The organism is Streptomyces xinghaiensis S187 (assembly GCF_000220705.2).
In the GTDB taxonomy this organism is placed as follows: domain Bacteria; phylum Actinomycetota; class Actinomycetes; order Streptomycetales; family Streptomycetaceae; genus Streptomyces; species Streptomyces xinghaiensis.
In genome coordinates, this window is the sequence record NZ_CP023202.1 from 51,567 (window position 1) to 71,093 (window position 19,527).

Sequence of the window (19,527 nt, forward strand, 5' to 3'; positions counted from 1 at the left end):
CCGGAGCGGCGCAGTTGTCGCCGGCGAGGACGCGGCTTGTCACGAACGCTCACTCAGCGGCCTTCCTGTCACCGGTACCGCGACGGCCGGCGGCTGGAGGGGTACGCGGCCGCAGGCGTTCTCCCTGCGGCCCGAACATGATCAGATACTCGACCGGTCCGTCGGATCCGGCGTTCGCGACTCCATGGGGGACACGGGTGTCGAACTCCGCGGCGTCCCCGGCAGCCAGGACGAGGTCCTGGTCACCGAGCGCGAGCCACAGCCGCCCGTACAGGACGCACAGCCACTCGTAGCCCTCGTGGGACACCTGCCGGGGCCGCCCGGGCGGCCTCTCGGCGGCGGGCAGGACATGCTTGTGGGCGTGCAGGCCGCCGACGTACCGGGTCAGCGGCAGCACCGCCTTGCCGTCGCCGAACCCGTGCCGCGCCGTGCCGCGGGGCCCGGCCGCGGGAACGGGAGCGGCCGCGGGAGCGGGTGCGGTGCCGGCCAGCTCGTCCAGGGAGACCGCGAATTCCTTCGCCAGCCGCAGCAGCACCTCCAAGGTGGGCTTGCGCCGGCCGGTCTCGGCCCGCGAGAGCGTACTGGTCGAGATGCCGGTCGCGCGGCTGACATCGGCGAGTGTGAGGCCACGGCGCTCGCGCACGCCCCGCAGCCGGGGCCCCACCGCCGCCAGCATCCGGGTCACGTCGTCCCCTGCCACGCTCACTGTTCCCTCCCGCCGTGCCGCGTCACCGCCCTGTCCCGCCAGCTTGCCGGAATGGCAACGCTGATCGCGCCGAGTGACCGCCGCGCCGCATGATCGATGGGTACCCGCCGACCGCCCGCGAACCGAGGAGAAGTCCCCCATGCGATCCGAGCCGGCCGCCGCAGTCCGCCACCGCACCGTCGGGACCCCTGCCGGGCGCCTGCACCTGGCCGAGCAGGGCACCGGCCCGCTGGTCCTGCTCGTGCACGGCTTCCCCGAGTCCTGGTACTCCTGGCGCCACCAGCTCCCGGCCCTCGCGGCGGCCGGCTACCGGGCCGTGGCGATCGACGTACGCGGCTACGGCCGCTCCTCCAAGCCCGCCGCGACCGACGCCTACCGCATGCTCGACCTGGTGGAGGACAACGTCGCCGTCGTGCGCGCACTCGGCGAGGAGAACGCGGTGGTCGTCGGCCACGACTGGGGCTCCAGCATCGCCGCCGCCTCCGCCCTGCTCCACCCCGGGGTCTTCCGCGCCGTCGGCCTGCTGAGCGTCCCGTACGCGCCGCCCGGCGGCCCCCGCCCCACCGATGTCTTCGGCCGGATCGGCGGCCCCGGTCAGGAGTTCTACGTCTCCTACTTCCAGGAGCCCGGCCGCGCCGAGGCGGAGATCGAGCCCGATGTCCGGGGCTGGCTCGCGGGCTTCTACGCGGCCCTGTCCGCCGACACCATGCCGGCCGAGGGCGAGCCCGACCCGCACTTCGTCGCCCGCGGCGGCGGCCGGCTGCGCGACCGGTTCCCCACGGGGGTTCTCCCGGCCTGGCTGAGCGAGGACGACCTCGACGTCTACGCCGGGGAGTTCGAGCGCACCGGCCTGACCGGCGCCCTCAACCGCTACCGCGCCATGGACCGCGACTGGGAAGACCTCGCTCCCCACCGCGGAGCCCCGGTCGCACAGCCGTCCCTGTTCATCGGCGGCGCCCTGGACGCCTCCACCACCTGGATGGCCGACGCCATCGACGCCTTCCCCACCACCCTCCCCGCCCTGTCCGCCTCCCACCTCCTGGACGGCTGCGGCCACTGGATCCAGCAGGAGCGCCCCGAGGAGGTCAACAGCCTGCTGACCGACTGGCTCGCCACCGTCCGGGGCTGAACCGGGCGGGCGGCCCGGGCAGCTCGGAGGGTGGTGCGTTGCGTCCCGGCACGTCGCTGGGGCGGCACCGTGGCGGCGGCCGGTCCGGCGGCGGCGCCCCGCGTCAGCCGTAGCCGATGTCGATGTAGTCGATGTCGGTGAACTCCACCCGGAGGTCCTGGGCGCGGCGGCCGCGGTCCTTGAAGTAGATCTCCTGGAGCCCTTCGGCGACGATGCCGCGCAGCTCGGCCTCACCGGCCCCGGCCGCCCGCGCCTCCAGGAGCCGGGCGGCGTAGGCGGGCGGAAGGTGCTGGGTGACGCGGCGGACGCGGCCGTCGTCGGTGGAGCCGGGGGCGGCGGTGTAGCCGAAGCGGGCCCGGGTCTCGACCGTGATGCCCGTGTCGGTGGCGCGGCGGCGGGCCCGTTCCCGGACGCGGGGCTGCCAGCGGCGGCGGACCTCGGCCTCCAGCCGGTCGGCGATGGGGCGGGGCGGGTGCTTCCGGGTGCCCTGCAGATAGCGCTCCACCGAGCGCATGCTGACCCCGAGCAGCGCGGCCACCGCCCGGGTGGTCTTGACCTGGCTCAGCAGGTAACGGACCCGCGCCTGGGTGGACTTGGGCGGCCGGCGGGTGAAGGACTCCTCGTCGGCCCGGAGCAGGCTGTCGCCGATCTCTCCCACGCGGGTCACTCCTCTGCTTCGCCGGCGCCGCCGGTCTTGATGTGGCGGGCCGGGTTGTGCCCGGCGTCGAGCAGTTCCGCGGCCCACAGCAGGGACCGGGTGCCCTCGTGCTTGACCATCCCCGGGTTGACGCCGAGCCGGAACCCGCCGGGCAGCGGCGCCCCGTCGGGCGTGCGCGGCAGGACGTCCAGCGGGGACGGGCCGTCGGAGAGGTAGACGGCGCAGTCGGAGAGGACGGCGACCGGGTACAGGCCCGCGCCCTCGGCCAGCTTGCGCATCTTGCGGTGCATGTTGACCCGGGCCGAGGCGATCACGGCGGCGCGGATGTCCGGGCGCCAGGTGGGGCGTTCCAGCGCGGGCCACCGCTGACCGGGCCGGTGGCCACGGCCCTGGGGGCGTTCGCGGAGCTTCCCGATGCCGCCCTTGACCGTGGCCTTCACGGCGGACAGCACCGCGGCCTGGCCGGGGTCGGCCCGCCGGTGCCGCTCCATCGCGGCGAGGAACTCGGCCTCCGGCATGCCCGGGGTGACGCCGAGGCGTTCCATCGTGGCGAGGTAGGCGTCGCGCAGCCGCTGGTACCAGGGGTCCAGATAGGGCCCGTGCTCCGGCCGGACCCAGGCCTCCGACGGCCGCACGTCGTGGCCGAGTTCCGCCGCGTACGCCAGGGTGGGCGTGGCGTACCAGGCCGGTCCCTCCGGGGGGTCGCCGTGCGGGGTGAACGGGTTCGGCAGGCGCGGGTCGAGGCCGATGCCGGAGAGGTCCGCGTACCAGCAGCCGGGGACCTTCTTGTCGAAGCGCGGCTCCCGTACGTGGACCGGGGCACCGAGGCCCACCGGCAGCCGGTTGGCGGCGGCGGCGAAGGCCATGTTGACGTCCAGTCCGACCGCGTACGCCCGGCCGCACTCGGCGTCGGTGAGCAGCTGGGGATCGCGGATCCAGTCGTGGGCCTCCTCGTCCAGCTCCTGGCCGGCGGGGCGGCCCGCGGCGACGGGGTGTTCCCCGGGCGCCTCCGGGGGCGCCGGGTCGACAGCGGCCGTGAGCGAGCCGGGGACGGGGCCGGGCACCCAGCGGTCCCCGCCCTCCTCGCGCACCGGACGGGTCGGGGGCCGCAGCGCCGTCATCAGCTCCAGGCCGTTGACGGCGCACGAACCGCGCGGGGTGAGGACCCGGGCCGCGTAGTCGCCCAGGACCTGGGCGAGCCGGGGCGCGGGCAGATCCTCCGCACCGGGCCAGGAGCGGGGGTCGAGCGCGCCGAAGGGCAGCACGGCCAGCTGCACGCACCGGCGCCGGCCGTCGGCCGCGGGCCGGTAGATCCGCGGCCAGGGCCCGAAGCCGCGCCGCGTGAGCCGCCATCCGGCGCGGGTGATCCGACGGACGACGGGGTGGTCCTCCGGCAGCCGCCAGGTGCGCCGGTCCTCCAGGTCGGGCGGCAGGCCGAGACGCGCCGCCGCGGCGGCGGTCAGCACGACCAGCGGATCCGCGTCCCGGCCGGCGGGGTGCAGCCGCTCCGCGCCGAGCCGGGCCTCACCGAGGGCCCATTCCACCAGCTCCGGCACGGTCTTCGCGGGGCACTCCAGGACGAGGCCGCCGACCCCGTACGCGGTGCCGTCCCCGTCCAGCACCACGAGCGGGCCGTCCGCGAACGGCGAGCCGGCGGAGGGGTCCTGGGCGCTTTCGCGGGGCGTGGCCGGTCCCCGGTCCGCGGACCGGCCCGGTACGGCGGCCCGGGTGGCGGCGGCGCCGCCGGAGGCGCGGGGCCCGGTCCCGGCCGGGCCGGCGGCCGCGGGCGGAGGAGCGGCGTCCGGGGTTCCGCCGGACCCGGCGGACTCCGCGGATTCCCCGGGCTGTCGGGGCTCCGCGGGCGCGGGCCGCACGGGCTCCGCAGGCTCCGCGGGTGCCGGATGGAGCGCGGCGAGCCGGTCCAGCAGGCGGATGTACGCCTGTCGCTGCGGCGGCCGGGGCTCGGTGCGCCCCGCCTCCCAGTTGACGACCGTCGTCCGGCGCACGCCCAGGGCTTCGGCGACCTGCTCCCGGGTCAGGCCGTGCGCCTTCCGCAGCCGCTCCCGCTCGGCGGGCGGCGGGAGCGTGGCCCGCCGTTCGACCAGCGCGTCGACCGCTTCGAACAACTCGGACACCGGACACCACCCCCAGCCGCAGACTTTATACACCGGACGCCGCGCCGGGCGTGCCCGCCCGCCGCCACGGACACCGCGGGGCGGAGAGGTACGTTGCCCGGATGGAACAGCGCATCAGCCTGATCACTCTGGGTGTCGCCGACGTGGCCCGCTCCCGGGCGTTCTACGAGCGTCTCGGCTGGCGGGGCCAGGAAACCGAGGGCACGGTCTTCTTCCAGGCGGGCGGCCTCGGCCTGGTCCTCTGGAGCCGCGACGCGCTCGCGCGGGACTCGGGTGTCGAGGACACCCGGGCGGACGGGTTCGGCGGGATCGCCCTCGCCCACAACCTGCGCTCCCCCGGGGAGGTCGACGAACTCCTTGCGGCGGCCCGGGAAGCGGGCGCCACCGTCACCCGGCCCGGGGCCGCCACCTTCTACGGCGGCTACGCGGGCGCGTTCACCGACCCCGACGGCCATGTCTGGGAGATCGCCCACAATCCGGGCTTCCCCCTCGCCGAGGACGGCTCGCTCACCATTCCGGACCTCGGCGGAACCCAGCTGTCCTGACCACGGGGCGCCGGGCCCCCCGGCCCCGTCGGAACGGGCACGCGCACGGTCCCGCCGTGGCGGAGCCGGCCGGGCGTGTCCGCCGGCCGCGACTCGCCGTCCCGCCGCGCGCACTCCGGCCGGACACCCGGTCAGGACGGGGTGCCCGGCATCTCCGGCCGGTCGATGATCCGCAGCCAGCTGCCGTCCGGCTCCCGGCGTACGACCTGTACCCTGCCGCCCGTGCCGTCCGCGGAGCGCGTCGAGGTGAGGGCGAGGTCGCCGTGGCGGACCGTGGGCAGCGGCTCCTCCCGGGGGAACGGCAGCGGTGCGTGCTCCAGCATCCGCTCGCACACGGCGCGGATCGCCTCCCGGCCGGCCGTGACGGCCCCGGGCGGGAAGGCGAGCACCGCGTCGGGGGCGTAGAGCTCGGCCAGTCCCTCGGCGTCACGGGCGTTGGCGCGCTCCACGAACAGCCGGGTGACGTCCTCGGGGGTGGTGGCGCGTTCCCGCGCGCCGGTGCCGCTTCCGGTTCCTGTCCCGGTCATGGGTGCCTCCTGGTCTCTCGCTCGCCACCACCCTGCGGGAGCCCGAACCAGAAGTCCAAGAGCTGGTTGGTCTGGTCACTAGAATCATCGGTTATGGAACTGCGCCAGCTCGCCTACTTCGTGGCCGTGGCCGAGGAGCGGAACTTCACCCGGGCCGCCGAGCGGCTCCATGTGGCGCAGCCCGGGGTGAGCGCGCAGATCCGCCGCCTGGAACGGGAGTTCGGGCAGGAGTTGTTCGACCGCTCCGGACGCACGGTGCGGCTCACCGCGGCCGGTGCCGCCGTCCTCCCCCACGCGCGGACCGCCCTCGCGGCGGCGGACGGCGCCCGGTCCGCCGTCGAGGAGCTGACCGGTCTGCTCCGGGGCACGGTGGCGATCGGCAGCGTCACCTCGCACAAGGTGGATCTGCCCGGTCTCCTCGCCGACTTCCACCGGGACCATCCGGCCGTGGAGATCACCCTGACCGAGGAGACGACGGACCGGCTGGTCGACGGCGTGCGCACGGGGCGGCTCGACGCGGCGGTGATCAGCGTGGGAGAGACGGTTCCGGACGGTCTCGCGTCGGTGGTGGTGGACGACCAGCCGATCGTCGCCGCGGTCGCCGCAGGCCACGAACTCGCCGTCCACGCGCGCCTCCCGCTCGCCGCGCTCCGCGGCCACGCGCTGATCAGCCTGCCCGGCGGCACGGGCCTGCGCGCCCGGCTGGACGAGGCCTGCGCGGCGGCCGGCTTCACCCCCCGGATCGCGTTCGAGGCCGGTGATCCGGGGGTGCTCGCCGAGCTCGCGGCCCGCGGGCTGGGGGTGGCGATCCTGCCCGCCGTGGTCGCCGCGGCGCGGCCGGACCGGCTGCGGGGAGTCGCCCTCACACGGCCGGATCTGCGCGGGCGGCTGGTCTTCGCGTGGCGTGCCGGCGGCCCGGCGGGCCCGGCGGGCCGGGCCCTGGTCGGCCGTGCCCGCGCGGCCCTGCGGAGCACCGGCCGGTGAGACCGCGCCCACCGCCCGGGGTGCGGGCCCGGGCACGGACGCGCCGTACGGTCGGCAGCCCGGGGCGCCCGGCTCCGCCGCCGGTGCGCGGGGCCGTTTCCCGGGGTCAGCGGCCGGACGGGGACTCCGCGCCGCGCAGCCGCTCGTTGATGCGCCGGGCCTCTTCGAGCTGGTCCTCCAGGATGATGATCCGGCAGGCCGCCTCGATCGGGGTTCCCTGGTCGACGAGTTCGCGGGCCCGGGCGGCGATCCGCAGCTGATAGCGGGAATAGCGGCGGTGGCCGCCCGCCGAGCGGAGCGGGGTGATCAGCCGCGCGTCCCCCACGGCCCGGAGGAAGGCGGGGGTGGTGCCGATGATTTCCGCCGCGCGGCCCATGGTGTAGGCCGGGTAGTCGTCGTCTTCCAGGGGATCGGTCGTGGTGTTCGAAGGGTCTTCCGCTGCCACCTGCACCTCTGTCTCTGAGCCCTGTCCTTGTGAACGCGCGTCGAGGGGCTCCGGTGCCGTGCTGGCACCGGAGCCCCGAGGGATACAACACCATCTACCGGCTCACTGCGCCGGTCTCACTCGTTCCGTACGCCGGCCGGAGGCCGGGGATACGGGGATCTTTGAATGCGTGACCGAGGACCACCTTGCCTTTCCTGGCCTTGCCGTACCCGGGGTGACGAGGGGGGCGCCGCCCGGGCGATCCCGATGGTGATGTGCTCCTCTCTTCCGGTGATCAACGTGGTGATACTGCTCCGGCGGCTCCTGGAGCCGCCCGGCCCGGCCGCCGGCGCCGGGGCCCCTTTCCCACTGCCGGCCCCAACCACCGCACCACCGTGCCGCCTTGCTCACGCGGTCGTCGCTGCCGCGTCCCGCTGACGTGACTCCGCCTTCGGTTACACAAGAAACGTTAACTCCCCTGCCCCCGAATGTCTACAACGGCCACGGGAGATTTTCCGGACCGGCGGAGCAGGGTCCGGCCGGTCCGGCGCGCCGCCCCCAGGACCTCAGGAGCGGACGCCCGCCTCGCCGGCGTGGGCGAGCGCGCCGGGGGTGAGGCGGCCGACGATCGCCGGGGCCTCGTGGACGAGCGTGTCGTCGGTGAGCGCCTCCACCATGAACAGCGCGAAGTCCACACGGCGCGTCAGATTGCCGGCCAGCACCGGGTCCCCCACGTGCCGGCTCCAGACGGGGAGGCCCTGGCTCTCGCCCTCCTCCAGGGAACTGCCGCGCACCACGGTCCACCGGGTGTCACTGGCGAACACCCGGCGGCACGCCTCCACCTGGTCGTCGATCTCGACGTACCGGAGGAGCTTCGCCACCCGGGCGGCGATCCGGACGGCCGCCCGGAAGCTCCACGAGTAGCGGTCCTTGCCGTCGCGCGTGATGTGCCAGCCGCAGGAGAAGACCAGGCGCGCGCCCGGCCGCGCGTGGTCGAGCACCGCCTGCGCCGTCCCCGACGCGTACTGCTGCACCCCCCAGGGCACCAGCACCGTCAGCACCCCGTCGCACCCGGCGACCGCGCGCCGCATCACCTCCGGGTCGTTCGTGGGTCCGGGGACGACGGTCATCCGGCCGTCGAAGGCGGCCAGTTTCGGCACGCTGCGCTCCCGGCAGACGCCGACCACCTCGTAACCGCGCTCCAGCGCGTGCCGGACCATGTACTGCCCGAGCTTCCCCGAAGCCCCGACGATGCAGACCTTCTTCACACGTTCCGTGCCCATGGCGCGGCCCTTCCGCCGGAATGTCAACCTTACGATGTAAGGCACGTTAGCCTTATGCCGTAAGGCAGTCAAGGCGGCGAGAGTGGGAGGAGAACGGATGCGCGAGGGAGGCAGAGGGCGGCGCGGGACGCTCAGCCGCGAGCGGGTGATCCGTACGGCGATGGCGGTGGCGGACGAGAAGGGCTCGGCCGCGCTCACGATGCGGGCCGTCGCCGGGCCGCTGGGCGTCGAGGCGATGTCGCTCTACCACCACGTCGCCGGCCGGGAGGACCTCCTCGACGGCATGGTGGACGCGGTGTTCGGCGAGATCGAACTGCCACCGCGCGGCACGGACTGGAAGAGCGCCATGCGCCGGCGCGCGGTATCCGCCCGCGCCGCGCTCCGGCGCCATCCGTGGGCCGTCGCCCTGATGGACTCCCGCACCCGGCCCGGCCCGGCGACCCTGCGCCACCACGACACCGTGCTCGGCACGTTGCGCGCCGGAGGGTTCTCCGTCCCGATGGCCGCGCACGCCTTCTCGCTGATCGACAGCTATCTGTACGGCTTCGTCATCCAGGAGCTGAGCCTGCCGTTCAGCGGCCCGGCCGAGCTGGACGAGGTCGCCGGCGCCATCCTGCGCGAGATGCCCGCCGACGCCTACCCGCACCTCACCGAACTCGCCACCGAGCACGCCCTCAAACCCGGCTACGACTACGCCGACGAGTTCACCTTCGGCCTCGCCCTCATCCTCGACGCCCTGCACCCGGACGAGGACGGGAGCGCCTGAGGGCTGCCCGGCCCTGCGCGCCGGACGGGCCGTGGTGTCCGGAGCCGCGTTACCGCGGCCGGCCCGGGCACGGGCCGGCCGGCGTCGCCCCTCGTCAAGTGCCGTGCGGTTCAGGGGAATCGGCGACCGCGCGTACCGCCGCCCGTCCCGCGCCGCGTACGCTGAGGGCCGCCCGCTATCGATCTCTCGTTCCGAAGAACCCGGACACCGTCCCGTGGTCCGCCGCGGCGTGCGGCGAGGGAGACGGGCACGAGGGCTCCCGCCCAGATGGGTTCCGGCCACCATGATGCCCATGTGCGACACCGCCAGGATGCTGACCTCGCTGCTCGAGGCCAGTCACACGGCCAGCCTCGAGCAACTGCCGTCCCTGGTGGCCGGGCACGCGGACCGCGTGGGTCTGCATCGTCTGCGGATCTATGTGGCCGATCTGCAGGAGAACGTCCTGCGGGAGGTGACCGGCCGCGGCCCCGACGCCGGTGCGGGCGGCCGGCAGCTGCGGATCAACGCCACCCTGCCGGGCCGCGCCTTCCAGAGCGCCCGGATCCTCCCCGCCGTCATCGGCGGACGGCGGCAGTACTGGGTGCCGGTCCTGGACGGCACCGAGCGGATCGGCGTGCTGAGCTGCGAACCCGCCGAGCCGGGCCCGGAGACGGAGGAGGTGCTGTCCGGCCTGGCCTCCCTCCTGGGGCTGCTGCTGGTCAGCAAGCGCGCCGTCAGCGACTCGCTCGCCCGGCTGTGCCGCACCCGGCCGATGACGGTCTCCGCGGAGATGCAGTGGACCCTGATGCCGCCGAAGACTTTCGCCAACCACCGCATGATGATCAGCGCAGCCATGGAGCCGGCCTACGAGATCGCCGGGGACGCCTTCGACTACGCCGAGGCCGACGGCACCGCCCACCTCGCCCTCTTCGACGCCATGGGCCACGACACCGCCGCGGGGCTGACCGCCAATCTGGCCGTGGCCGCCTGCCGCAGCGCGCGCCGTCAGGGTGCGGACCTGCCCCGGGTCCGCGAGATCATCGAGCACACCCTGATCGAGCAGTTCGGCCGCAGCCGTTACGCCACCGGCATCCTCGCCGACCTCGACCTCGGCACCGGGATGCTGAGCTGGATCAACTGCGGCCATCTGCCACCGGTGGTCATACGCGGCGGGCGCACGGCCACCGCCCTGCGCCGCCGGCCCACGCATCCGCTCGGCACCGGGCTGGGCCTGCCCGTCACCGTCTGCCGCGACCAGCTGGAGCCGGGTGACCGGCTGCTGCTCTACACCGACGGCATCACCGAGGCGCGCGGCGCCGGCGGTGAGGAGTTCGGCGTGCAGCGCTTCACGGACTTCATCATCCGCCACGAGGCCGACAAGCTGCCCGTTCCGGAGACCCTGCGCCGCCTGGTCCAGGCCGTCCTCGACTACCACGGCGGCACGATGCGGGACGACGCCACCGTCCTGGTCTGCGAGTGGCCCGGCGCGACCGCCGGCCACCTCCGGCCCTGACCCGGACGGCGCCCGTCACTCCCACGGGGCCGGGCCGCTGCGGTCCGCCCACGCGGCCAGGGCGGCTCCGTCGATCCAGCGGATGCCCGTGTGCGCGGCGTAGTCGACCGCGGGTCCGGTGAACGAGCTGGTGGTGACGAGCGCGGCGACATCGGCCCCGTGGACGGTGAAGCAGGTGCCGCCGAACCGCTGCAGTTCCTGGGATCCCACCTTGTTGCCCGCGCAGTAGCGCTTGCACTGGATGACGATCCGCCGGCCGTCCGGGGCGGTGGCCACCACATCCGCGCCCAGGTCGTTGGCCCCGCCCACCACGCCGACGTCCCGGCAGCCGTCGCGCTCGCACAGCGCCGCCACCGCCTGCTCGAACGCGTCGGCGTCCATGGCGTCGAAGGCGCCGCGGGCCTCCTCCGGGCAGGGCTCCACGCCCGGCTCCACGCACCGCTCCGGGCCGGGGGCCGGGGCGGCCTCCCGGACGCCTTCCGCGCCCGGCCCCGGATGCAGGTCGGGCAGGAGTTCCGGCATCGCCTCGCGTTCGGCGGCGGCGATCTCCTCCTCCAGCCCCGGGTGCCGGGCTGCGGTCCGCGCCCGCCGGCGGCCGCGCACCACGGCGACCGCGGCCATGACGGCCACCAGCGTCCCGAGCGCCGCGGTCGCCAGGTGCCCGGGCGATGCCTGGCTCGCCTGTCTCAGCGCCAGCCCGATCCCGCAGACGAGGACGATCAGCAGCCCGAGGGAGGAGGCCCACTGGCGCACCCCGAGCGGGCGTCCGGGCTCGGGCCCGGGCTCGTGGTGGCCGGGTGCGGTGTGCCGGGTCGGTGCGGCCATGGCAGGCTCCCCCCCAGAGGTCCGAACGAAGATCGTTCCTGCCTCCTGCCCCCGGTCCGCGGGTTTACCGCGGCCCCCGCCCACGCCGCCCGCCCACGCCCCGGCGGCGGCCCGCCACCGCTCGCGGTCCGTACACGCGGTCCGTGGCCCTCAGCCGTGGAGCGCCGCCTCGCCGGTCACGCCGATCCCCGTCCGCTCGCCGGGCCGGACGGTCACCGGTCCGGCGACCCGGATGTCCACGGGGCTGTCGAGTCCTTCCACCACGACCGTGACCATCGCGTCGTGCCCGAAGTAGCTCACGTCGAGCACCGTGCCGAGGGTCTCCGCGGCCGCCGCCTCGGTGAGCCGCAGCTGTTCCGGCCGCAGCAGCACGGTCCCCTCCCGCGAGCCGTTCACCGCTCCGCCGTCCCCGGGGGGCGCGGTGACGGGTATCCGGCCCAGGGCGGTGACGGCCGCGCCGTCGCGCGCCGTGCCGGGGAGGGTCACGGCCTCCCCCACGAAGCCCGCGACCCACAGGTCGGCGGGGTGGCGGTAGACCTCCTGCGGGGTGCCGCACTGGGCGACCGTCCCGTTCCGTACGACGGCCACCAGGTCGGCGGTGGACAGGGCCTCCTGCTGGTCGTGGGTGACCAGGACCGCGGTGGCGCCGGTGGCGCGCAGCGCGGCCCGGACATCGGCCCGGACCTCCGTGCGCAGGGCGCTGTCGAGGGCGTTGAACGGCTCGTCCAGCAGCACCAGTTCCGGCCGCGGGGCGAGGGCCCGGGCCAGCGCCACCCGCTGCTGCTGGCCTCCGGAGAGCTCGTGCGGCATCCGGTCCCCGTAGCCGGCCAGGCCGACCAGGCCGAGCATCTCCTCGGTGCGGCGGCGGCGCTCCCCGCGGTCCTTGCCGGGCAGGCCGAAGGCCACGTTGCGGGCCACGCTGAGATGCGGGAAGAGCGCGCCCTCCTGCGGGACGATGCCGATCCGGCGCCGCTCGGGCGCCACATGCGTACCGGGGCCCTCGACCGTGCGGCCGGCCACCTCGACGGTGCCCGCGTCCGCGCGGAGGAAGCCGGCGATGATCCGCAGCAGCGTCGTCTTGCCGCAGCCGGAGGGGCCGAGCACGGCGGCCAGGGCCCCGGCGGGCACGGTGAGATGGAGGCCGTCGAGCACGGGGGTGCCGCCGTCGTAGAACTTCGACAGGGCGGAGATGCGCAGTTCGGTCATGTGCGGTGCCTCCCGAGCAGATACGAGGGGACGGCCGCGAGGAGGATCAGCGCGGCGGCGTACGGGGCGGCGGCGGCGAACGCGCCGGCACCGGTCTCGGTCCACAGGCGGGTGGCCAGGGTGTCCATGCCGGTGGGGCGGAGCAGCAGGGTCGCGGGGAGTTCCTTCATGCACACCACGAAGGTCAGCGCCGCCCCGGCGGCCACCCCGGGCGCGGCGAGCGGAACGGTGACCTCCCGCAGCGCCCGCAGCGGTGAGCGGCCGAGGGAGCGGGCCACGTCCTCCAGCACGGGCGGGGCCTGGAGGACGGCGGCACGCGTGGCGGCCACCGCGACAGGGAGGAAGAGCACCGCGTACGCGGCGACCAGCAACGGGAGTTCCTGGTAGAGCGGGTGGGCGTAGCGTACGGCGAGGAAGACGAGGGCCAGCGCCACGGTGATGCCGGGCAGCGCGTGCCCGGCGTAGGCCGTCTGCTCCAGGAGCCGGGCGGCGCGCCCCCGGTGGCGGGCGGCGATCACGCCGACCGGCAGCGCCAGCACGGTGGTGAGCGCGGCCCCGGCGGCGGCGACGCCGAGCGTGGCCCAGGCGGTCTGGGCGAGCCGGGCGGGGTCCCAGGTCGCGGAGGAGCCGGCGGCCAGCCAGTAGCCGAGGGTGCCCAGCGGGAGGACGACGGCCAGGGCGGTCACCGCGCCGCACCAGGCCAGGGCGGGGGCCCGCCAGCGGCCCAGGGCCGCGGGCAGGGCGGGGCGCGCGGTGCCGGTGCCGGTGCGGGCGTGCCCGGCGCGGCCCCGGGTGCGGGCCTCGGCCGCGACGAGGAGCACGGTCATCACCACGAGGACGACGCTGAGGGCGGCCGCCGGGGTGCGGTCGAAGCTGGCGCGGTAGGAGGTGTGGATGGCGCGCGTGAAGGTGTCGTACCGCATCAGGGAGACGGCGCCGAAGTCGGAGAGCACGTAGAGCGCGACCAGCAGCCCGCCGCCCGCGGCGGCGGGGCGGAGCTGCGGGAGGGTGACCCGCAGGAAGGTGCGGACCGGCCCGAGCCCGAGGGAGCGTGAGGCCTCCTCCTGCGCGGGGTCGGTGGCGCGCAGGGCGGCGGTCACCGGCAGGTAGACGTAGGGGAAGCTGACCAGGGTCAGCGCCAGGGCGGCCCCGGTGAATCCGGCCAGACCGGGGGCGGCGGACAGCCAGGTGAACGCGGCCACGTAGCTGGGCACCGCCAGCGGCAGGGTCACCAGGACCGACCAGAACCGGGCACCGGGCAGGTCGGTGCGCACGGTGAGCCAGGCCAGGGAGACGCCGAGCACCAGGCAGGCGGCGACGACCACGGCGGTGAGCCCCAGGCTCCGGCCGAGGAGCGAGGCGGTGCGCTCCGTCGCGACGAGCTCCCAGGCGTAGCCGGGGCCGCGTTCCAGGGCGCGGACGGCGAGGTAGCCGAGCGGCAGCAGCGCGAAGACCGAGGCGACGCCCGCCAGGGCCATCAGGGGCCAGGGCGGCCGGTTCCCGGCACGCCGGTACCCGGCCGGCGCGGGGGCGCCGGCCGGGCGGGGGACGGGAGCCGCCGGGGCCGCGGGCGGGGAGGAGCGCACGGATCAGACCATGCCGACGTCTTGCAGCATGGCCAGCGTCTCCTGGAGCGAGTCCAGTTCACCGAGGTCGATCTCGGGGCTGTCGAGGGAGTCCAGCGGCGGCAGGTCCTCGGTCTGCGGGTCGACCCCGGCGGCCAGCGGGTACTCCTTCGTCTCCTCGGCGAAATAGGTCTGCGCCTTCTCCGAGAGCAGGAAGTCGACGGCCTTGCGCGCCTGCTCGCTCTGTCCGCTGCCCTCCAGGACGCCGGCCCCGGCCACGTTGACCAGGGCTCCCGGGTCACCGCCGGGCAGGAAGTGGAGCTTCGCGGTCACCGCGTCGTCGCCCTTCTCGGCGACCCGCTCGTACCAGTAGTAGTGGTTGATCAGGCCGAGGGAGACCTCTCCGGAGTCGACCGCGTCCAGCACCGCGAGGTTGTTGGCGTATTCCTTGGCGCCGTTGGCCTTGAGGTCCTTCAGCCAGTCGCGGGTGGCGTCGTCGCCCTCCAGGACCCGCATGCCGGTGACGAAGGCCTGGAAGGAGGCGTTGGTCGGCGCGTAGCCGACCTCGCCCTTCCACTTCGCCCCGGTGACGTCGTGCACGCTGTCCGGGGCCTTCGCGGTCTTGTCCGGGTTGTAGGCGATGACGCGGGCGCGTCCGGAGACGCCGGTCCAGTCGCCCTTGCCGGAGCGGTAGGAGGGGTCGACCTTGCCGAGGGTCTTCTCCGGCAGTTTCTCCAGCCGGCCTTCCTTGGACAGGGCGCCGAGGGCGCCGGCGTCCTGGGAGAAGAACAGCGCGGCCTCGCTCCGGTCCCCCTCCTCCAGGATCTGCGCCGCCAGTTCGGCGCTGTCGCCGTAGCGGACCTCGACCTTGGTGCCGACGGCCTTCTCGACCTGGTCGAGGATCGGCTTCACCAGCTTCTCGTTGCGGCCGGAGTAGATGACGAGCGCGGAGTCGTCCCCCGGGTCTCCCTGGCCGTCACCGCCGCAGGCCGCGGCCGCGGGCAGGACGAGGGCCGCCGCTGCGAGCGCGGCGAGACGACGGCGGGCGGGGAGGCGGCGCATGGTGGAGCCTTCCTTGCGTGGTGCCCCCGGGCCGCGCGGTGCGCGGGCGGGAGGCGGGCGGCTGGTTGATCGCCGCGGGGGTACGGGCGAGCACCCCCATGGTTAAGGTAAACCTAACCTGACCGTCAAGTGTGATGTTCACCGCCCCCCTGCCGCCGTCTCCGGCATCCCCGGCGACGTGGGGGGCGTGAGGGGCGGTGCAGGACAGATCACATACCCAACGGGTTCCGGTTTTAGGTAAGCCTTACCTACTATTCGGCGCGTGACGCACCACCCCGAGCAGTTCCCCGGCACCGCCACGGTCCCCTTCGTGCGCGACCTGGCCGTCCACGGCGACCGCACCGCCCTCATCACGGCCGGCGGTGAGCTGTCCTACCGGGACCTCGCCGCCCGGGTGTCGGCGGCCGCCCGGCGTCTCGGTCCCCGGCGGCGGCTGGTCCTGCTCGCCGGCGCCAACACGGTCGAGTCCCTGGTCGCCTATCTCGCGGCCCTCGCCGGCGGACACCCCGTGCTGCTCGTTCCGGGCGGCAGCCCGGGAACGCTGCGGTCGATGATCGCCGCCTACGACCCCGATGTGGTGATCCGGCCCGTGGACGGCCGGTGGCCGGTGGAGGAACGGCACGCGGTCTCCGCCCACGAGCTGCACCCGGATCTCGCCCTGCTGCTCAGCACGTCCGGGTCGACCGGATCGCCGAAGCTGGTCCGCCTGTCCCACGGGAATCTGCAGAGCAACGCCGAGTCCATCGCCCGCTACCTGGACATCCGCGCCACCGACCGCGCCGCCACGACGCTGCCCCTGCACTACTGCTACGGCCTCTCCGTGGTCAACAGCCATCTGCTGAGCGGGGCCGGGCTGGTCCTCACTGATCTGTCGGTGGCGGACACCTGCTTCTGGGATCTCTTCCGCGACAGCCGCGCCACGACCTTCGCCGCCGTCCCGTACACCTTCGACCTGCTCGACCGGGTCGGCTTCGCGCACATGCGCCTCCCCCACCTCCGCTACGTCACCCAGGCGGGCGGCCGGCTGGCGCCCGACCGCGTGGCCCGCTACGCCGCCCTGGGGCGGCGGGACGGCTGGGACCTGTTCGTCATGTACGGCCAGACCGAGGCGACCGCGCGCATGGCCTATCTGCCCCCGGAGCTCGCTGAGTCCCGGCCGGAGGCCATCGGTGTCCCCGTGCCCGGCGGCTCCTTCCGGCTGCGGCCGCTGCCCGGCCTGCCCGGCGACGACTCCGCCGGCGACACCGGCGAACTCGTCTACACGGGACCGAACGTCATGCTGGGTTACGCGCGGACCCCGGCCGACCTGGCACGGGGCCGGACCACCCGGGAGCTCCGCACCGGGGACATCGCACGCCGCGCGCCGGACGGCCTGTACGAGGTGGTGGGACGGCACAGCCGGTTCGCCAAGATCCTCGGGCTCCGCATCGACCCGCAGCAGGTCGAGGCGGTCCTCGGCCGCCACGGCGTCGACGCGTTCTGCGCGGGGTCCGACGACGGGCTGGCCGTGGCCGTCACCGGCGGGACGGACCCGGGCCGCGTCCGGCGCCTGGTCGCGGACGAGTGCGGCCTGCCGCCCCGGGCGGTCCACGTCCGCGCGTACCCCGAGCTCCCCCGGCTCGCCACGGGCAAACCGGACTACCGGGCCGTACGAGCACTGCTCCCCGCCCCCGGCGGGAACACGACGGAGACGGGCGGCCCGGCGGAACGGCGGCCCTCCGCGCGGCGGGAGCCCGCCCGCCCCGCCGACCTGTGCGCGCTGTACGCGGAGATCCTCGACCGGGACGACGTCACCGAGGACAGCAGCTTCACCGGCCTCGGCGGTGACTCCCTCTCCTATGTGGAGATGTCCGTACGGCTGGAGGAGGCCCTGGGCCGGCTGCCCGGCGACTGGCACACCCGGTCCATCCGCGAGCTGACGGCCCCGGCCGCGGCGCCGGCGCCGCGGCGGGCCGGCCGGCGGCGCGTCCTGGAGACCGGCGTCGCCCTGCGCGCCGTCGCCATCGTCCTGATCGCCGGCTCGCACATACCGCTCTTCCTGGTCCAGGGCGGCGCGCACATCCTGCTGGGCGTGGCCGGCTACAACTTCGCGCGCTTCCACCTCACGGCGGCGGCCCGCCCGGAACGTGTCCGGCGCCTCGGGCGCAGCATGGCGTACATCGCCGTGCCGAGCGTCGTGTGGATCAGCGGGGCGGTGCTCTTCGCGGACGGCTACGACCCCGAGAACATCCTGCTGCTCAACAGCGTCATCGGGACGCACGAGGGCCGGCAGGAGTGGCACTACTGGTTCGTCGAGAGCCTGCTGTACATCCTCGTCCTCCTCGCCGCCGTGCTGGCCGTCCCGGCGCTGGACCGGGCCGAACGCCGGTTCCCGTTCGGCTTTCCGCTGGCGCTGACGGCCCTGGCCCTGGTCACCCGCTACAACCTGCCGGGGTTCGATCTCCGGGCGCCGCATCTGACGGCCGTCGTCGTCTTCTGGCTGTTCGCCCTGGGCTGGGCCGCGGCCCGGGCGGGTACGGCCGGGCGGCGCCTGCTGCTGACCGCGGTGGTGCTGGCCACCGTCCCGGGGCTGTTCCCGGAGGGCGACGGCCAGGCGCTGCGGACCGCGGTGGCGATGACCGGGCTCACCCTGCTGATCTGGGTGCGGAACCTGCCGAGCCTGGGCCCGCTCAACCGGGTGGCGGGGCTGCTGGCCCACAGCTCGCTGTACATCTACCTCACCCACTTCCAGGTCTACCCGCTGCTCAAGGAGCACTCCCCGCTGCTGGCGCTGATCGCCTCACTGGCCGTCGGCGTCGCGTACGCCACCGTGGTCACCCAGCTCACACGGCGGCTGCCGGTCCTGCTCCGGCGCCGGGGGCGGACCGCGCCCGCGCCCGGCGGGCAGAGCAGGGAGAGCGGGGAGAGCGAAGGGAGCGGGCAGCCGCGCCCGCTGGGGCCGGGTACCGGTACCGGCCGCCCGGAGGCCTCCGCGCCGGTCGCCGCTTAGCCGCCGCGGAGGGGCGCGGAGGGGGCGCCGGGGCGGCCCGGCGTCAGACCCGGGTCCCCCACGGCGTGCCCGAGGTCAGCCAGGCGGTGATCCGGCTGATGTCGGAGGAGGAGAGGATGCCGGCCAGCCCGCCGTCCTCCATGACGAGTGCCCGGCGGGCGGGGGCGGCCTGGAGAGCGGGCAGGAGCGGGGCGAGCGGGTCGCCCGGTGCGGCGGTGGGGATCTCCTCCAGGGGGAGCATCACCTCCGCGAGCCGGGTCGTGGCGCGTGCCGCGGCGGGTACCGCGCGGGCGTCGTGCAGCGTCACCAGGCCCGCCGGGGCCCCGTCGTCCCCGACCACCGGGAACGCCGAGTGCCGGTAGCGGAACGCGGGGCTCTCCAGGAAGTCCTCGACGGTGGCGGAGGCCGGGGCGGTGACCGGGTCCGGGCTCATCGCCTCGCGGACCGACACCCCGGACAGCAGTTCCCGCAGCCGCGCCTGGCCGCCCTCGACCGTGGCCGCCGCGACCAGGAACCAGCCGATGAGCACCAGCCAGACACCGCCGAATCCGGCGCCCAGCAGCACCAGGTAGAGCCCGAGGGCCACCAGGCCCCAGCCGAGGACGCGCCCCGCCGCCGAGGCGACCACCGTGGCGCGCACCGGGTCGCCGGTGCGCCGCCACACGGCCGCCCGCAGCAGTCTGCCCCCGTCCAGGGGTGCCGCCGGCAGGACGTTGAAGAGGGCCAGCAGGATGTTGATGCCGGCGAGCCAGGCGACCGCCTCGGCGGCCAGCCCCGGTCCGGCGGTGGCGCGGATCAGCGCGGCCAGGCCCGCGAACACGGCGCCGAGCACCAGGCTGACGAGCGGGCCCGAGCCCGCGATGCGCAGCTCGGCCCGGGGGTCCGGGGCCTCGCTCCGGAGACGGGCGACCCCGCCGAGCAGCCAGAGCGTGATGCTGTCGGCGTCGACCCCGTGGCGGCGCGCCACGAGGGCGTGCGAGATCTCGTGGGCGAGGAGGGACAGCAGGAAGGCGGCGGCGGTGACCAGGCCCACGGCCCAGTACAGCCACCCCGGATCGCCGGGGTGTGCCTCCGGGAGGCGCCCCTCGGCCAGTCCCAGGGTGAGGAGGGCCAGGATGACCAGGACGCTCCAGTTCACTCCGATGCGGATCCCGGCCAGCCGGCCCAGCGAGAAGGTCTGTCCCACGGCAGCGGCCTCCGTGCGCTCGGCGCGGTTCGCGGACGGCGCCTG

The 19,527-nt window shown here is 75.3% G+C and carries 17 protein-coding genes; 6 read left to right on the top strand and 11 right to left on the bottom strand.

Annotated elements, in window-relative coordinates; all coding sequences use genetic code 11:
* Window positions 1-49: 49 nt before the first annotated feature.
* On the bottom strand, window positions 50-700 hold the full coding sequence (locus tag SXIN_RS00220) for a helix-turn-helix domain-containing protein (RefSeq protein WP_019708407.1): 651 nt from the start codon (window positions 698-700) through the stop codon (window positions 50-52).
* 145 nt (window positions 701-845) lie between these two features.
* Here SXIN_RS00220 and SXIN_RS00225 point away from each other — a divergent pair, with 145 nt between their 5' ends.
* Complete coding sequence (locus SXIN_RS00225; protein ID WP_019708406.1) at window positions 846-1,835, top strand: alpha/beta hydrolase; 990 nt, start codon at window positions 846-848, stop codon at window positions 1,833-1,835.
* A gap of 103 nt (window positions 1,836-1,938) precedes the next feature.
* Here SXIN_RS00225 and tpg read toward each other — a convergent pair whose 3' ends face one another.
* A complete protein-coding gene (gene tpg / locus SXIN_RS00230) occupies window positions 1,939-2,493 on the bottom strand; it encodes a telomere-protecting terminal protein Tpg (protein WP_095756362.1) in 555 nt (184 codons plus the stop codon).
* Window positions 2,494-2,498: 5 nt separating this feature from the next.
* Window positions 2,499-4,628 (bottom strand): telomere-associated protein Tap, encoded by a 2,130-nt coding sequence (gene tap, locus SXIN_RS00235; protein WP_095756363.1) that lies wholly within the window; start codon window positions 4,626-4,628, stop codon window positions 2,499-2,501.
* A gap of 101 nt (window positions 4,629-4,729) precedes the next feature.
* On the opposite strand from tap, the gene SXIN_RS00240 reads away from it, so the two are divergent.
* A complete protein-coding gene (locus SXIN_RS00240; protein WP_019706729.1) occupies window positions 4,730-5,173 on the top strand; it encodes a VOC family protein in 444 nt (147 codons plus the stop codon).
* 131 nt (window positions 5,174-5,304) lie between these two features.
* Here SXIN_RS00240 and SXIN_RS00245 read toward each other — a convergent pair whose 3' ends face one another.
* The gene (locus SXIN_RS00245; RefSeq protein ID WP_019708404.1) at window positions 5,305-5,700 is read right to left on the bottom strand and encodes a YybH family protein; all 396 of its coding nucleotides are present in this window, start codon (window positions 5,698-5,700) and stop codon (window positions 5,305-5,307) included.
* A 93-nt stretch (window positions 5,701-5,793) separates the two neighbouring features.
* On the opposite strand from SXIN_RS00245, the gene SXIN_RS00250 reads away from it, so the two are divergent.
* Window positions 5,794-6,684: a LysR family transcriptional regulator gene (locus SXIN_RS00250; RefSeq protein WP_095756364.1), complete on the top strand. Its 891-nt coding sequence runs from the start codon at window positions 5,794-5,796 to the stop codon at window positions 6,682-6,684.
* A gap of 106 nt (window positions 6,685-6,790) precedes the next feature.
* Here SXIN_RS00250 and SXIN_RS00255 read toward each other — a convergent pair whose 3' ends face one another.
* Both SXIN_RS00255 and SXIN_RS00260 read right to left on the bottom strand, forming a co-directional pair.
* Window positions 6,791-7,129, bottom strand: coding sequence for a MerR family transcriptional regulator (locus SXIN_RS00255; RefSeq protein WP_238153625.1), 339 nt, complete (start codon window positions 7,127-7,129; stop codon window positions 6,791-6,793).
* Window positions 7,130-7,674: 545 nt separating this feature from the next.
* Window positions 7,675-8,391: an NAD(P)-dependent oxidoreductase gene (locus SXIN_RS00260; protein WP_019708402.1), complete on the bottom strand. Its 717-nt coding sequence runs from the start codon at window positions 8,389-8,391 to the stop codon at window positions 7,675-7,677.
* A 97-nt stretch (window positions 8,392-8,488) separates the two neighbouring features.
* On the opposite strand from SXIN_RS00260, the gene SXIN_RS00265 reads away from it, so the two are divergent.
* Together SXIN_RS00265 and SXIN_RS00270 are read left to right on the top strand one after the other, a co-directional pair.
* Complete coding sequence (locus SXIN_RS00265; RefSeq protein ID WP_019708401.1) at window positions 8,489-9,157, top strand: TetR/AcrR family transcriptional regulator; 669 nt, start codon at window positions 8,489-8,491, stop codon at window positions 9,155-9,157.
* A 292-nt stretch (window positions 9,158-9,449) separates the two neighbouring features.
* Window positions 9,450-10,649, top strand: a complete 1,200-nt coding sequence (locus SXIN_RS00270) for a PP2C family protein-serine/threonine phosphatase (protein ID WP_019708400.1) — start codon at window positions 9,450-9,452, stop codon at window positions 10,647-10,649.
* A 15-nt stretch (window positions 10,650-10,664) separates the two neighbouring features.
* On the opposite strand, the gene SXIN_RS00275 is transcribed toward SXIN_RS00270, so the two are convergent.
* The 4 genes from SXIN_RS00275 to SXIN_RS00290 all read right to left on the bottom strand — a co-directional run bounded on the left by SXIN_RS00275 (window position 10,665) and on the right by SXIN_RS00290 (window position 15,307).
* Window positions 10,665-11,474, bottom strand: coding sequence for a restriction endonuclease (locus SXIN_RS00275; RefSeq protein ID WP_019708399.1), 810 nt, complete (start codon window positions 11,472-11,474; stop codon window positions 10,665-10,667).
* 150 nt (window positions 11,475-11,624) lie between these two features.
* Entirely contained in the window at window positions 11,625-12,680 is a 1,056-nt protein-coding gene (locus tag SXIN_RS00280) for an ABC transporter ATP-binding protein (protein WP_019708398.1), read from the bottom strand.
* Window positions 12,677-14,158: an ABC transporter permease gene (locus SXIN_RS00285; RefSeq protein WP_238153626.1), complete on the bottom strand. Its 1,482-nt coding sequence runs from the start codon at window positions 14,156-14,158 to the stop codon at window positions 12,677-12,679. The genes SXIN_RS00280 and SXIN_RS00285 overlap by 4 nt, the downstream gene beginning before the upstream one ends.
* A 111-nt stretch (window positions 14,159-14,269) precedes the next feature.
* Window positions 14,270-15,307, bottom strand: coding sequence for an iron ABC transporter substrate-binding protein (locus tag SXIN_RS00290; RefSeq protein WP_019708396.1), 1,038 nt, complete (start codon window positions 15,305-15,307; stop codon window positions 14,270-14,272).
* 262 nt (window positions 15,308-15,569) lie between these two features.
* Between SXIN_RS00290 and SXIN_RS00295 the strand changes: the two genes are divergently transcribed.
* The gene (locus SXIN_RS00295) at window positions 15,570-18,296 is read left to right on the top strand and encodes an AMP-binding protein (protein WP_095756366.1); all 2,727 of its coding nucleotides are present in this window, start codon (window positions 15,570-15,572) and stop codon (window positions 18,294-18,296) included.
* Window positions 18,297-18,339: 43 nt separating this feature from the next.
* On the opposite strand, the gene SXIN_RS00300 is transcribed toward SXIN_RS00295, so the two are convergent.
* On the bottom strand, window positions 18,340-19,482 hold the full coding sequence (locus tag SXIN_RS00300; protein ID WP_095756367.1) for a site-2 protease family protein: 1,143 nt from the start codon (window positions 19,480-19,482) through the stop codon (window positions 18,340-18,342).
* Window positions 19,483-19,527: the final 45 nt, after the last annotated feature.

Bases quoted from the DNA above. Each gene is read 5' to 3' on its own strand.
- SXIN_RS00225 (WP_019708406.1), top strand. From the start codon at position 846: ATGCGATCCGAGCCGGCCGCCGCAGTCCGCCACCGCACCGTCGGGACC.
- SXIN_RS00290 (WP_019708396.1), bottom strand. From the start codon at position 15,307: ATGCGCCGCCTCCCCGCCCGCCGTCGTCTCGCCGCGCTCGCAGCGGCG.
- SXIN_RS00240 (WP_019706729.1), top strand. From the start codon at position 4,730: ATGGAACAGCGCATCAGCCTGATCACTCTGGGTGTCGCCGACGTGGCC.
- SXIN_RS00260 (WP_019708402.1), bottom strand. From the start codon at position 8,391: ATGGGCACGGAACGTGTGAAGAAGGTCTGCATCGTCGGGGCTTCGGGG.
- SXIN_RS00275 (WP_019708399.1), bottom strand. From the start codon at position 11,474: ATGGCCGCACCGACCCGGCACACCGCACCCGGCCACCACGAGCCCGGG.
- SXIN_RS00280 (WP_019708398.1), bottom strand. From the start codon at position 12,680: ATGACCGAACTGCGCATCTCCGCCCTGTCGAAGTTCTACGACGGCGGC.
- SXIN_RS00285 (WP_238153626.1), bottom strand. From the start codon at position 14,158: ATGGCCCTGGCGGGCGTCGCCTCGGTCTTCGCGCTGCTGCCGCTCGGC.
- SXIN_RS00265 (WP_019708401.1), top strand. From the start codon at position 8,489: ATGCGCGAGGGAGGCAGAGGGCGGCGCGGGACGCTCAGCCGCGAGCGG.
- SXIN_RS00250 (WP_095756364.1), top strand. From the start codon at position 5,794: ATGGAACTGCGCCAGCTCGCCTACTTCGTGGCCGTGGCCGAGGAGCGG.
- SXIN_RS00245 (WP_019708404.1), bottom strand. From the start codon at position 5,700: ATGACCGGGACAGGAACCGGAAGCGGCACCGGCGCGCGGGAACGCGCC.
- SXIN_RS00270 (WP_019708400.1), top strand. From the start codon at position 9,450: ATGTGCGACACCGCCAGGATGCTGACCTCGCTGCTCGAGGCCAGTCAC.